This is a genomic window from sulfur-oxidizing endosymbiont of Gigantopelta aegis (assembly GCF_016097415.1).
Taxonomy (GTDB): domain Bacteria; phylum Pseudomonadota; class Gammaproteobacteria; order GRL18; family GRL18; genus GRL18.
Genome location: NZ_JAEHGE010000001.1, coordinates 2,267,116 through 2,281,010, shown reverse-complemented (window position 1 = coordinate 2,281,010; position 13,895 = coordinate 2,267,116). Strand labels below are relative to the sequence as shown.

Below are 13,895 nucleotides of genomic sequence, written 5' to 3'. Positions count from 1 at the left end.
TTTTATCATCTTTTTTTACAATGTAATGTATAGGCTGGACACAGCCCAGCTTCAGAATTTTTAGCGGCTTAAACCTAAAATAATCAGTTGAACCTACTGCGACCGCCTTATGCACTGAATCTTAAGGATTTTCCAGAACATTTTGACTTCACCCGTAGGGTGACTACGAATAAAGCCAAAATAACCTGTAAAACCCTTAATCTTCAGCACCTAAGTCGCTCTCGCTACGATTCAACTGATTATTTTAGGTTAAAAAGCCATTTTCAGCCAATAGAGCCATAGTGACACCCTGTTGTCCCGTTGTCTCTGCGGCTTTATCACCGAGTAATAAACGCTCCAGATAACGGGCAATAATATCGACTTCAAGATTAACTTCATCACCGGACTGAGCGCTGGATAAAGTCGTTTCGTCTAAAGTATGCGGTACAATATTCAGCTCAAACATTGCGCCATTCACTTCATTAACTGTCAGACTAATGCCATTGACACAAATAGAGCCTTTGGCAGCAATGTATTTTGCTAATGTATCCGGTGCTTTAATCTTAAAATGAATCGAGCGTCCCGCATGACTACGTTCAATTATTTTTCCCAGACCATCCACATGGCCGCTGACCAGATGTCCGCCGAGATGCGTTGTCGGCAATACTGCCTTTTCCAAGTTAACCCGACTACCCACTTTAATTTGTTTAAAGCTGGTTTTTTTCAAGGTTTCACCCGACACATCAGCCCAGAACCCATCACCAGGCAGACTAACCGCAGTCAGACAAATACCATTGGTGGCAATACTATCACCAATGGCGACATCACTGAGATCCAAAGCGCCTGTTTTAATATAAAAACGGCTATCCAGACCTTTGGCTTCAATCGTCGCCACCTGGCCAATCGCTTGTATAATACCGGTAAACATTTTTTCTTATAGCCCTGTTGATTTTGCTTTGTTAAGCATTCGCTGTAATACGCGCCGTAATACGAAAGTCCCTACCAACAGAACGAATATCCTCAATTTGTAAATCAATACGTTGTTTCATGGTGTCTAAGCCGGGTAGATTGAACAAACCCCGTGCCTCACTACCCATTAAATTCGGTGCCATATAAATAATCAATTCATCAACAAAGCCTGCTTGCAACATCGCACCCGTTAAGGTCGCACCGGCTTCTAACAATACTTCATTGTATTGCAAGGTATTCATAAGTTGCATCACAGCACTTAAAGGCAGTGCAGGCCCACTCGCCTTTTTCTCCAAGGCTTGTTGCAAAAAGTGTATTGTTGCACCCTTAGCCTGCAAGGCCTGAATTTCACCTTGCTTCTCAGTTTTATGTAAATCTGCCATCACAATATGGGTATTGCCCGCTAATGCTAGCATTTTTGCCTGTGGCGACATTCTCAAGTGAGAGTCTAATACCAACCTATCAGGCTGTCGCTTATTCTCAATATACTGCGCTGAGCGGACATTCATTGCGGGATCATCGGCTAATACAGTACCGATCCCGGTCAAAACTACCGAGCTCTCTGCCCGTAAACGCTGCACATCTTCACGGGCTTCGGCACCGGTTATCCATTGGCTTTCACCACTGGCCATTGCTGTGCGCCCGTCCAAACTCATCGCCATTTTACAGCGTATTCGCGGACGCTGTTTGCTCATGCGTTGGATAAAGCCAAGATTAAGTGCCCTTGCTTCACTTTCCAGTACACCACTGAGCACTTCCAGACCATTTTCCTGCAAACGTTGCACGCCTTTGCCCGACACCAAGGGATTGGGATCAACCATGCCAATGACGACACGTTTAATGCCTGCCTTAATCAGGGCATCACTACAGGGTGGCGTTTTACCAAAATGGCTACAGGGTTCTAAAGTCACATAGGCCGTCGCAGCCTCAGCCTGATCATTCAATTGTGCTAAAGCATTCACTTCAGCATGCCCCTGGCCTGCATATTGATGCCAGCCTTCGGCAAGAATAGACTGCTCACGCACAATAACGCAGCCTACTCGAGGATTAGGATGGGTGCTATACCAGCCTTTTTTGGCTAGGCTAATCGCCCGTGCCATGTAGTATTCGTCAGTTAAGCGCTTAGCAGTTAACACATTAGTCGTTAACACCTTATTCGTTAACGCCTTGGGGCGATTCCAGACGTTCAATTTCCTGGCGAAATTCATCCAGATCTTGAAAACTACGGTAGACCGAAGCAAAGCGCACGTAGGCCACTTGATCCAGCATCTTTAATTCGTCCATCACCCATTCACCCAAACGTTCTGCAGGCACTTCTCTATCACCCGTCGCACGCAGGTTATATTTGATATGGTTTACTGCCTGTTCAATGGTTTCCATTGACACGGGGCGCTTTTCTAGGGCTTTGGACATGCCTTGTAAAAGTTTTTGCTCATCAAAAGGTACTCTAGAGCCATCACTTTTAATAATGCGTGGCATGACTAATTCGGCCATTTCAAAGGTCGTAAAACGTTCCGAGCAGGTCAAACATTCCCGTCTGCGACGCACTGAATCACCTTCATTGGCCAGACGAGAGTCTATTACCTTGGTTTCTGGTGCATTACAAAACGGACAGCGCATAATAACTTTCCTGTGGATTAAATTAGGCGTAAACAGGAAAGCGCTTGCATAAATCCAGTACTTTTTGCTTCACTTCTTTAACTGTCTTCATTTCTGCGATTTTTTCAGGCACACGATCCGCTTCGTCCATTGAACACAATTCGTCCAGAACATCACAAATCCAACCGGCTAAATCTGAACTCTCTTGTTCTTTAAAACCACGGGTCGTAATAGCAGGTGATCCGATACGCAGGCCACTGGTCACAAAGGGTGATTGTGGGTCATTGGGTACAGAGTTTTTGTTTACCGTAATATTGGCAAAACCTAAAGCAGCATCGGCGGCCTTACCCGTCAGTTCACGACTGATCAAGCTCACTAAAAATAAGTGATTATCGGTACCACCGGAAACCACGTCATAACCACGCTCAAGTACTACAGCAGCCATCGCACGGGCATTTTCTATCACTTGCTTTTGATAAACCTTATAGTCATCTTCCATCGCTTCTTTGAAGGCAACCGCCTTACCGGCAATCACGTGCATCAAAGGACCGCCCTGAATACCGGGGAAAATCATAGAGCTTAATTTCTTTTCCAAATCAGGATTTGACTTGGCTAAAATAATACCACCACGAGGACCACGCAAGGTTTTATGGGTTGTTGATGTGGTGACATCAGCAATTTGTACGGGACTTGGATAAACACCTGCGGCGACTAAACCAGCAACATGCGCCATATCAACCAGTAAGTAGGCACCGACTGAATCGGCAATATCACGAAAACGCTGCCAATCCATCACACGGGAATAAGCACTGAAGCCGGCAATTATCATTTTTGGCTTATGTTCTTTGGCTAAACGCTCGACTTCGTCATAATCCACTTCGCCGGTTGCTTCATTTAAACCGTATTGAACGGCATTGAATAATTTACCGGAAAAACTCACTTTAGAACCATGAGTTAAGTGACCACCATGCGCCAGGCTCATGCCTAAAATCGTATCACCGGCATTTAATAGGGCAAAATAGACTGCAGCATTGGCCTGAGAACCAGAATGAGGCTGAACATTGGCATAATCAGCGCCAAATAATTCTTTTGCCCGGTCGATGGCTAACTGTTCAGCCACATCGACATTTTCACAACCACCATAATAACGTTTGGAAGGATAGCCTTCGGCATATTTATTTGTGAGTACAGAACCCTGAGCCTGCATGACTCGAGGGCTAGTATAGTTTTCTGACGCAATCAATTCGATATGCTCTTCCTGCCGAACTTCTTCACGTTGCATTGCATTCCAAAGCTCGTCATCATAGCCAGCAATTGTCATATCTTTCGTAAACATGAGGATTCCTTATAAAATTAGGTTAAAATAGCGCGTAAATTTTTTGCATTAAGCAGAAAACTGAAATTATGTGCTTCGGCAAGCATCATTTACAAACAAAAAAGTAGATATACCCGTGATATTTGGAAATGTAGCAAGGCATTTTGACTAAGAGCCGATTGAGTGTATAAGCACTACATGATTGAGGCTTTTAGTTAAAATAACGAAGTCTACATTTTCAAGTATCATGGGTATAATGATACTGCCAAACGCCAAGTTTCGGGATCATACCTTAATTTTACTAAAAATTCATGCCTTGGAGTATTGAATCACCCATGAATGCATCACAATCAGACAGTCAAACCAACATCGCTAAAGCGTCTTTATTGGATTACTTTAAAACCTGGCCATTATTTTTACTGCCCCAACACCTTTTATCGGCATTAATGCATCGTTTTATGCGCATTAAGCATACGGAATTTAAGAATTTTCAAATCAGCCAATTCATCAAATTATTTCAGGTCAATATGAGTGAATCTGTGTATGAAAATGCGAGCGATTTTGCAGATTTTAATCATTTTTTTACCCGGGAATTAAAAGCCGATGCACGGCTTGATAAGACCCAAAGAAATGAACTTTGCTGTCCCGTTGACGGGGCTATTAGTGAGCTAGGTGATATTGAAGAGGAACGTTTAATTCAGGCCAAGGGGCATTATTTTGAATTAAATGAATTACTCGGTGGTGATGACAAATTAACGACCACTTTTCGTAATGGTAAATTTGCCACCATTTATCTTTCACCCAAAGACTATCACCGAATTCACATGCCTATCGACGGTACCTTGCAAGCAATGTTACATGTACCCGGACAATTATTCGGGGTCAATAATGCCTCAGTGAAAACCATTCCACGGTTATTTGCTCGCAATGAACGGGTTATTTCTATCTTTGATACTCCAGCTGGACCTATGGCTTTAATCCAAGTAGGGGCGATTTTTGTTGCCAGCATTGAAACCATCTGGCAAGGTGTGGTCACGCCACCACGTCGTCAACAGGTGCAGCGTTGGCAGTATCAGGATCAAGATAAACTCAGTAAAGCCCAAGAAATGGGTCGTTTTAATATGGGCTCAACAGTGGTGTTATTGTTTGCTAAGGATGCAATTAAATGGCAGACAACTTTACAACCTAACTTACCTGTGCAGCTTGGGCAATTGCTAGGGAAAATACAGCATGAAAATTTAAACGTTTAAACCGGAAGATAAGCCGCTGCCAAAATTATTTTTGCAGCGATTTGCGCCCTAGAAAACCAACACCCAATAATAACAATACCAGAGTTGAAGGCTCTGGCACACTGATAACATTACTTTTCACTGCATCAAAATCAGTATTATTAAACCAACTGATAACTGTTGTCGTTAAAGGAGAGTTAGCCGTACCCCGCACATCCACTAGCGTATTGCCATTTGCATCTTGAGCATCACGGAGTTGATGGCAATTTCCCTTGGTATAAGTTTTGGAACCACCACCGGTATAATAGGCATTATTAACATAATCAGGGCAGGCTAATGAGACTTGTGAATATAATCCTGTCGCCCCAGCATAGGCAGTTTTACGGGCAGTAGCTGAATTGGCAGCAGGCGCATCCAAATCCCCAAACACATCCAGTACAGGAATAGAGTCAATTAGAGCTAGGTTACCTAGGGTATCAAAACCACGAATATCATTTGGCCCAGTGGTCGAATTTGCAGAATTAATATACATACCCGTGCCAATAAGACCAACCAGATCTAAACCATTACCCAGCACACCCTGATCAGCAGCTGCCGTCAAAGCCGTTGCATAACGCGAACCCATACTGAACCCCATTACCACGACACGTTTAATACCCTGCGTTTTTAATCCATCTAGTGCCGTATTAAAACGTGCTTGCATCTGATCAAAAACAATCGCTTCAGCAGCGTCATATTCAAAAAAATCAGCACGATTATTACTATTAAGATCATTGGAAATATTGGGGGTTTCAATTGATAGTGTTGTCAGGCCAAGCGAAGTATTAAGATAAGTTCTTAATTGCCTTACAACATCACCATTAGGGTGATTTTTCATTGCCTGACCCGCTAGTTTCTTGTTACGACCATGCAAAAAAAGCACGGCAAGATCCGATGCTCCATTGCCTTCTCTTAATAAAGCACTATAAGCATCACCGGATGAATTCATTTCAAGACAACTTGTGCCATCTGCTTCAGTTGGTTTATTATTCGCATAATTAAGACCACTACAAGGAACTACAACAGCAGCATTGGCAGTCATCAAAAATGATGATAGCATCAACAAAGTAGTGGTCGATAAAAAATAGAATTTTAATGGCATAAACGGTTTCTCATTGATTGTTATAATTATTTATATTTTTGTAGCTAAGCTTTTATCTCTGACCATCATAACATTAATGAACAAGGAGCAAGTCTAGGGCACACCCTAGGTTCTATTCAAAATTAATTTTCACTATAAAAATAATCCCAGGAAGCAAAAACACCTTTAGACGCCTGCTGTAAAATTTGAAGCAATTTTTCTGTCGGTACTGCTTCATTTGGATAAATACTATTGACCACAATAAAAAACGCTCCAAAGCCGCCACTATGACGCCAGTTTAAATTTTCCACCAAACTTTTCTCATGACACTTCGGGCATTCAATATAGAGCTTATTGGCTTGCCATTGACTATCATGTTTAAATGAATCCGGTAAGTTTTTTGCCACACGAGCGGTACAATGCGGGCAACTACATTTGGGGTTATTGAGTCCCTTATAATAGATTGACTGCTGATATTGCTGAATTTCAATGTGACAAAATTGCTTCCAGGCTGATGCCTCTTCCGGTATGACAATTTCAATGTGTGGCGCACATCCCAAAAAAGTAATGAGTTGTAAAAAATCGCTACCAATTAAATAACCACTCTGCACTTCATTCGTTTCGTTCGCATATTCCTTAGTAAAAAAATCACCCAGAAAACCGGCATCACTTAATGCCGTCAAAATCTGTTCAACCGCTGCCTGCGAAAGGTTGTTCAAGCCTATTGGCTGGGGATAAAACACCATTGCATACTGACTGTGCATCTTTATGCTCGCTGAAAAGGAAAGTTGATGACATTGTTAATATGTTGCGCCTGACTAATGACCATTAATAAACGTTCTAAACCAATGGCAACACCAGCGCAATCGGGTAAATGCCCTACCGCTGCAAGAAAATTTTCATCCAGAGGCACTTCATCCATTCCCCTTGCTTGACGCATTTGATTATCAGTAATAAAGCGCCTTCTTTGCTCCTTGGCATCATTCAGTTCATGAAAACCGTTGCCCAATTCCATGCCCTCAATAAAGACTTCAAAGCGCTCTGCGATTAAATCACCATCGTGACGCTTAATTCGTGCTAATGAGGCTTGGCTGGCAGGATAATCATAGAGCAGACAGATTGATGTCATACCGTTGTCAATGCCCAATTCCGGTTCAATAACATGGCTAAATAACAATTCCAAATAACGGTCGCGATGTTCATCTGCATCCAAAACCTTATCCAAACCCACTTTCTGCGTGCAAGCAATTAATTCTGCCTGACTTGCGGTGTGAGGATTAATGCCCAATTTCTGCTGAAAAGCGGCCTTATAGGTGAGTAAGGACACCCCTGACAAGTGTCGATACGGGGCAATTAAGTCTGCTAGCAATTGCCCGACTTCTTGCATTAGCTGATGGTGATCCCAGCCTTCACGATACCACTCCAACAAGGTAAATTCTGGATTATGCTTGCGCCCTATTTCGCCTTGACGAAATACTTTGCAGACTTGATAAATAGAACCGCTACCCGAAGCCAAAAGACGCTTCATAGGAAATTCAGGCGAGGTATGCAGATAGTAGTTTTCATTGGCTGTGACTTGCGTCAGAGGGGTATAGCGGCTGTGAAAACTTTCAATAAAGGGGTCTGGGGTGGTGGAGACTGACAAGCAAGGAGTATCGACTTCCAATACGCCTTGCTGCGCAAAAAAAGTACGGATTTGTTTCAGCACCGCTGCTCGGAGTTGTATCTGCGGCAACGATGCTGAGGCTTGCCACTTTATCATAGTGTCATAACGTTATAGTAATAAATCAATTTAACGAGTTATTTAGTCCTTAGCACGAGAAACATACTTGGCCGTGCGGGTATCAATTTTCAGGTCTTCACCAATGGCAATAAATAAAGGCACTTGGACTACAGCACCGGTTTCTAGTGTTGCGGGCTTACCACCACCACCCGAAGTATCACCTTTTAGGCCTGGATCGGTATCGGTAACTGATAGCACCACAAAATTAGGTGGTGTTACAGCCAGTGGATTACCATTCCATAATGTGACCGTACACATATCTTGTTCTTTTAGCCATAAATGCGCTTCACCTACCGCAGTCTTATCCGCCGCCATTTGCTCAAAGGTTTCAGGGTGCATAAAGTGCCATTGCTCGCCATCGTTATACAAGTATTGTAGATCGGTATCCATCACATCTGCGGCTTCGACAGACTCACCCGACTTATAGGTTCTCTCTACAACCCGGCCTGACCTTAAATTACGGATTTTGATACGATTAAAAGCCTGACCTTTGCCGGGTTTAACCACTTCATTATCAACAATCGAACAGGGGTCGCCGTCGATCATTAATTTTAACCCCGAACGAAACTCGTTTGTGCTGTAGCTTGCCATAAATTACTCTTTAAAATATATTCTTAAGAAGAAAATCGCTATGATAATGCTCTTTGTAAAATTACACGATAAAATTAATACGCTATGATACCCCGAAAGTCAATTGGAAACCAGACGAGAAAGTATTTTACCAAGCCTTTGGAATTACTGGAGCACCTCAATTTAAGCCCCGAGGCACTACAGTTTTCAGAAGCCGCTGCACAAGACTTTCACTTTAAAGTACCGCTAGCCTATGTCAATAAAATTCAGTCTGGCGATCCCACAGATCCATTATTACTACAAATATTACCCGTTCAGGCAGAGCTAAACTCTCACCCTGATTATGTCCGAGACCCATTGGCCGAAGCCAATAGTTTATTTCAACCCGGTTTGTTACAAAAATATCATGGCAGAGCATTACTTTTGGTTACACCGAGTTGCGCCATTAATTGTCGTTATTGCTTCCGCCGTCACTATCCTTATGAAGATAAAGGCTATTTAGCTAAACAGATGCACAAAAACATTCAGTTAATTCAACAAGATGATTCCATTAGCGAAGTGATACTCAGTGGTGGCGACCCATTATCTCTTTCTGATGCACGTCTAGCGGAACTCATTGCACAATTAGAGACCATTCCACATTTACAGCGTTTAAGAATACATACTCGCTTTCCTGTGGTTGAACCACAACGAGTCACGGCTAAACTACTGCAATTATTAAGCAGTACACGCCTAAGCGTCATTATGGTATTGCATATCAATCATGCTCAGGAAATTGCCACTGATACTGCAGCAGCGCTAAAAAAACTCCAGGAGCAGCAAATCATCTTATTCAATCAGTCGGTGTTATTAAAAGGCGTTAATGATGATGTCCAGGTTTTAAAAACACTCAGTGAAACATTGATTAAACACCATATTGTCCCCTATTATCTACATATGTTAGATCATGTTCAGGGCAGTGCGCATTTTGAAATCAGTGATGCCGTGGCCATTAGACTACACCAACAATTGAGAGAGATTTTGCCTGGCTACATGTTGCCACGCTTAGTCAGAGAAGTTGCCGGAGAAAAGAGTAAATTAGATATTTTTACTGAATCAATACAACAAACAAAGCCCGTATAGCAATGAATGTTTTTAAATCAATTATTTATCCTTTTGATTTAATTCAGATATTAAGTCATTCTAGCTTTAAAAAAACAACAAAACTGCTATACTTTTACCAATAATAGTCATTTCCTAAGTCTTTGCTTAGAATGTATGAGAAGGATTTCTTATATTTTGGCATAAAAATCAATAGAATAGCTTTTGTGGAGAACTGACTTGCAAACGACTGAGCAAGCCTTAATTAAAAACCTGCCGAAACAAAGCAAACCAGCTCAAAATGGTTTGAAGTTTCAAGCCAATGCGATAGATAAATGGTTCGACACCCTACCACTTGCAAACATTCGTGTGTCCACAAAAACGATTTACAAAACCCTTAAGGATAGTAACTTACAGCAGATTCCCTACAAAAAACGCCTCTATTTCTTAGAAAAAATTCATGAAACGATTGTTGAGCTCTCTGCTAATTTAAGAAAACTGAATCTCAATAGAGAACTCCCCTTAGATGAAAAGCATGCTCGTATCGCCACACTTGTACAAAAATTGCACAAGCAAATCATTCTTGGTTACCTTTACGTTTTAAAAGATTTAATTAATTGCCGCCTCTTTTTTCTCTGTCCAAATCGTCGCAAGACCAAGGCATTAGTGATTGAGCGCATGATGCGACACCATAGTCTGGCACTTATTGCAGAGTATCAGCTCTACAATACACCGCAAAAAAATCATTGGAAAGAAATACATCATTTATTCCTCATTGCTTATAAAGCCAAGCTACTCAATAAAAAAATAGGCGACCCATCCTTACAAAGCAGTGATGAGATAACGATTAAGAATGCCTATCTACAAATACTTCTGGTTTCCATTGCCGACCCCTTTCGTATGGCTCAGCACCATATCTACTCAATTTTTAGACAATTGGAAGAGTGGGCCTTATTGGCTGACATCAGTCCCTATAAAAGAGACAGTGATAAGAATGCTCTGGTGATCGATCTATCCAACGATTCATTACCTGCTTTTATAGCACCCCAAGACATTAAAGAAACCAAAGATCTCTGGACCATTGATACATCCAAATTAGATTATGCGCACCTGATTGAGCAATTTCACGGTCAGGAAATACAAACAACTGAAATCAATATTGAGTTTCTAAAACAATTATCATTATCCTGGGGCATTGCACCTACCCGTCAACACAGTCGTCGTCCGGCAAAATCCCAGCTTAAAGTAGCCATTGGGCTCAACAATGTTCACTATGTCCTTAATGGCTATACGACACCACATTGGTTACAAGATGAAGCCCCCTATAAAGGCGAGGATTTAATTCTCAGTGAAAATTTACCCGCTCACAATTTTAGTTCCCGCACCATAGAATCAACAATAAAAGTCAGTGATATCTGGGGTGAGGTTTTTCAAAGCAAAGCCGCATCCAACAACATCGGCAATAACGACTTGGATCTTAATGAAGCCCATAGCAATACTAAAAAAGCGCCTAAAGATTGGTCAATGGTTAATGAAAGTATTGGAGGCTATTGCCTATTATGGGATCATAATAGTTCTATCAATGCTAAAGTCGGTGAAATCATTGCCATCAGTTATGGCTCGGGACAAAAAGAAGGCTATTGGTTTGTTGGCACCATTCGTTGGGTCCGTTGCATCAAAACAAATAGAATTCAAATCGGTGTACAGATTATTGCACCGAATGCCATTGCCATTGGCACGGCCAAATATGTCAGCATGCAAGAAGGCATGAAATCCCGAGCCATCATGCTCCCCGCAATTCCTATTTTAAAACAACCCAAAACCATTATTACCACCGCACTCGGTTATGAGGCAAGAGACCAGGTTATTCTCGATGAATACCGTTTGGTCAACGCTAATATCACCAGTGTAGAAACCAAAGTGGTCTTATTAGATACTTTAGAAATCAGCTCACATTTCTCACGTTTTAAATATTGTCTGGCTGAAGATTATTACGGTACCAATCAAAAGCAATCATCTGACCACAATGACAAGGAAACTTTATCCCTTGATAGTGACACTGAATTTGACTCAATATGGGACGACTTATAATACCTTATTTTTTTATAAGTTAAGTAAATTATTTAACTCATAAATTTACTCATATTTTATGAGCAAACCAATACAAACTGACAGGACAATAAGTGAAACAGGATAATATCATTCAACTACTATTGGTTAACAAGTCTGAAAATGATGCGGTAGAAATAACAAATACTTTGCGTAATAGCGGCTTAACATTAAGCCCAAGAATCGTTTCTAATGCAGAACAATTCAATAAGCAAATTAATAAAAAGAATTTTGATATTATTTTATTTACTGCCAACATTGATGTCCTTGATCTGAATACAGCTATGGAGCAGGTCAAATCAACACAAATCGGTGCAGCCTTTATATTAAGTGGTAACTACAACGCACAAGAAACTCTGGATTATATGCTCATGGGCATCACTTGCGTCATTCCAGAGGAGCCTGAAGAGCTCGTAGGACTCATCATTAAAAAAGAGTTCAATGCCTTAAAAGGTTTACGTTGTGAACAACAATTAAGCAAACAACTGGAAGATTCAGAATCACGTTGCCAACAATTAATTGATAGTTCTCGTGATGCCATTGCTTATATACACGAAGGCATGCACATTCTTTCCAATGATCCTTATTACAAAATGTTTGGCTATCAAGACCGTGATGACATTGAAGCCATGCCCATTATGGATCTGGTTTCTTCAAATGACAGTAGTCAATTAAAAGAATATTTACGTCACTATTCAGAAGTCTCCAATAATGCCCCAGTCAAACCTGATGCAAACGAACGTTTTGAACATCCCTTACAAGTCACTGGCATCAAAGATGACGGTAGTGAATTTAAAATGAAAATGGAATTTCAACCTGCCAGTATGTCCGGTGAAACCTGTATTCAACTCATTATACGCAACGATGGTTTCAGCAAAAAAGCACAGGAAAAATTACAGGAAAAATTAGCCACACTGAATGCTCAGTGTCAGGAAACAGGCCTCTATAACCGCCGCTATTTTCTGGAAAACTTAGAAAAAACAGTCGAAGATGCCATTGACAATAAAACCAAGGCCTATTTATTTTTTATTGCTCTGGATAACTTCACCGATATTAAAGAAAAAATGGGTGAGATCAATAGCGATCAAGTCATTGTTGAGATTGCCCATTTAATCAAAAAAACATGTACTGATAATACCTTTTTAGCCCGCTATGAGACATCTCGATTTACTGCAATCATGAAAACTGACAATGAAGAAGTCATTTTAACCATGGCAGAAAAAATTCGTAAAGCCGTAGATGATCATATCGCCGATGTAAATGATAGGAGTGTAGCCACAACTTGTAGCATTGGTATATTACTCATCGATTCATCCAGCAATGGCGCTCAAAGTAGCTTAACCTATGTCAGAAAAGCGTGTTTACAGGCAATTGATGAAGGTGGTAATCGAGTCCATCAACATGTGCCCGACACCAATGAAATGGACGATCAAGAACGCGTCAAATATTGGGAAAATGAAATTGATAATGCCATTAAACAGCGCAGAATGTTTTTGGTCTTTCAACCCTTTGTGAATTTATTAGGTGACAATAGCGAAAATTATGAGCTTTATATTCGCTTGCGCAATGAACAGGGCGATACCATTTTCCCCCGAGAGTTTTTGCCTCTCACCGAAATGTCCAACCATTCTATCCATATCGACCGTTGGATTATTGCCGAAGCAATGCGTACCTTATCTGAGCGAGTGAAAGCGGGTTATAACAACCGGTTTATTATTAAATTAAGCCGTGCTTCACTTTCAGATGATAAATTTATTGTCTGGGTTAAGCACAATTTAGAACGCTATAAAATCACACCTGAATCCGTTATCTTTCAGGTTCAGGCTCAGCAGGCCGCTGAAAACATGCGTCATACGCAATTGCTGATCAAACAACTACATCATTTAGGCTGCCTGTTTTCTTTAGAACATTTTGGTAATGAGACCAATGCATTTACCCTTTTAAAACATATAAAGGTTGATTTTTTAAAGCTCGACCTTGAATTGGTACAAGATATTTCCAACAAGCCCGAAAAACTTGAAGCCCTTAATCAGGTTTGTTCCCAGGCTAATAATATGGACATAAAAACCCTAGTGCCCTTCGTCGAAGAGGCTGGAGCTTTATCTGTGATTTGGCAGTCTGGCGCGCACTAATGTGGCTATA

Annotated in this window: 12 protein-coding genes; 4 read left to right on the top strand and 8 right to left on the bottom strand. The window is 41.2% G+C overall.

The features are described 5' to 3' along the window. Positions 1-244 precede the first annotated feature (244 nt). The 4 genes from JEU79_RS11440 to glyA are packed head-to-tail and all read right to left on the bottom strand — an operon-like array spanning position 245 to position 3,883. Positions 245-907 (bottom strand): riboflavin synthase, encoded by a 663-nt coding sequence (locus JEU79_RS11440; protein ID WP_198264237.1) that lies wholly within the window; start codon positions 905-907, stop codon positions 245-247. Positions 908-938: 31 nt separating this feature from the next. Continuing rightward, positions 939-2,138, bottom strand: coding sequence for a bifunctional diaminohydroxyphosphoribosylaminopyrimidine deaminase/5-amino-6-(5-phosphoribosylamino)uracil reductase RibD (ribD, locus tag JEU79_RS11435; protein WP_343074963.1), 1,200 nt, complete (start codon positions 2,136-2,138; stop codon positions 939-941). Then, a complete protein-coding gene (gene nrdR, locus JEU79_RS11430) occupies positions 2,101-2,568 on the bottom strand; it encodes a transcriptional regulator NrdR (protein WP_198264236.1) in 468 nt (155 codons plus the stop codon). Before nrdR ends, ribD begins: the two co-directional genes overlap by 38 nt. A 22-nt stretch (positions 2,569-2,590) precedes the next feature. Further along, positions 2,591-3,883, bottom strand: a complete 1,293-nt coding sequence (gene glyA, locus JEU79_RS11425; RefSeq protein ID WP_198264235.1) for a serine hydroxymethyltransferase — start codon at positions 3,881-3,883, stop codon at positions 2,591-2,593. A gap of 290 nt (positions 3,884-4,173) precedes the next feature. Between glyA and asd the strand changes: the two genes are divergently transcribed. Beyond that, a complete protein-coding gene (asd, locus tag JEU79_RS11420; protein ID WP_246540183.1) occupies positions 4,174-5,112 on the top strand; it encodes an archaetidylserine decarboxylase in 939 nt (312 codons plus the stop codon). A gap of 25 nt (positions 5,113-5,137) precedes the next feature. Here the strand turns inward: asd and JEU79_RS11415 are convergent, their stop codons facing one another. The 4 genes from JEU79_RS11415 to efp form a co-directional block, all read right to left on the bottom strand. Next, a complete protein-coding gene (locus tag JEU79_RS11415) occupies positions 5,138-6,232 on the bottom strand; it encodes a PEP-CTERM sorting domain-containing protein (RefSeq protein WP_198264234.1) in 1,095 nt (364 codons plus the stop codon). A 122-nt stretch (positions 6,233-6,354) separates the two neighbouring features. After that, positions 6,355-6,957: a hypothetical protein gene (locus tag JEU79_RS11410; protein WP_214660552.1), complete on the bottom strand. Its 603-nt coding sequence runs from the start codon at positions 6,955-6,957 to the stop codon at positions 6,355-6,357. Positions 6,958-6,977: 20 nt separating this feature from the next. After that, positions 6,978-7,973 carry an EF-P lysine aminoacylase EpmA gene (gene epmA, locus JEU79_RS11405; protein WP_198264232.1) on the bottom strand — a complete coding sequence of 332 codons (996 nt, stop codon included), beginning with the start codon at positions 7,971-7,973 and terminating at the stop codon, positions 6,978-6,980. 42 nt (positions 7,974-8,015) lie between these two features. Next, a complete protein-coding gene (efp, locus tag JEU79_RS11400; RefSeq protein ID WP_198264231.1) occupies positions 8,016-8,585 on the bottom strand; it encodes an elongation factor P in 570 nt (189 codons plus the stop codon). An 84-nt stretch (positions 8,586-8,669) separates the two neighbouring features. Between efp and epmB the strand changes: the two genes are divergently transcribed. The 3 genes from epmB (at position 8,670) to JEU79_RS11385 (ending at position 13,885) form a co-directional block, all read left to right on the top strand. Next, entirely contained in the window at positions 8,670-9,686 is a 1,017-nt protein-coding gene (epmB, locus tag JEU79_RS11395) for an EF-P beta-lysylation protein EpmB (RefSeq protein ID WP_281400876.1), read from the top strand. Between the two features lie 183 nt (positions 9,687-9,869). Further along, positions 9,870-11,735 (top strand): hypothetical protein, encoded by a 1,866-nt coding sequence (locus JEU79_RS11390; protein WP_198264229.1) that lies wholly within the window; start codon positions 9,870-9,872, stop codon positions 11,733-11,735. A gap of 92 nt (positions 11,736-11,827) precedes the next feature. Continuing rightward, on the top strand, positions 11,828-13,885 hold the full coding sequence (locus JEU79_RS11385; protein ID WP_198264228.1) for a sensor domain-containing phosphodiesterase: 2,058 nt from the start codon (positions 11,828-11,830) through the stop codon (positions 13,883-13,885). The last annotated feature ends 10 nt before the right edge of the window (positions 13,886-13,895 follow it).

What these genes read in the sequence shown, in the direction of transcription:
- asd (WP_246540183.1), top strand. Translation starts at nt 4,174, where the DNA reads ATGCCTTGGAGTATTGAATCACCCATGAATGCATCACAATCAGACAGT.
- efp (WP_198264231.1), bottom strand. Translation starts at nt 8,585, where the DNA reads ATGGCAAGCTACAGCACAAACGAGTTTCGTTCGGGGTTAAAATTAATG.
- epmB (WP_281400876.1), top strand. Translation starts at nt 8,670, where the DNA reads ATGATACCCCGAAAGTCAATTGGAAACCAGACGAGAAAGTATTTTACC.
- JEU79_RS11415 (WP_198264234.1), bottom strand. Translation starts at nt 6,232, where the DNA reads ATGCCATTAAAATTCTATTTTTTATCGACCACTACTTTGTTGATGCTA.
- JEU79_RS11440 (WP_198264237.1), bottom strand. Translation starts at nt 907, where the DNA reads ATGTTTACCGGTATTATACAAGCGATTGGCCAGGTGGCGACGATTGAA.
- epmA (WP_198264232.1), bottom strand. Translation starts at nt 7,973, where the DNA reads ATGATAAAGTGGCAAGCCTCAGCATCGTTGCCGCAGATACAACTCCGA.
- JEU79_RS11410 (WP_214660552.1), bottom strand. Translation starts at nt 6,957, where the DNA reads ATGGTGTTTTATCCCCAGCCAATAGGCTTGAACAACCTTTCGCAGGCA.
- glyA (WP_198264235.1), bottom strand. Translation starts at nt 3,883, where the DNA reads ATGTTTACGAAAGATATGACAATTGCTGGCTATGATGACGAGCTTTGG.
- nrdR (WP_198264236.1), bottom strand. Translation starts at nt 2,568, where the DNA reads ATGCGCTGTCCGTTTTGTAATGCACCAGAAACCAAGGTAATAGACTCT.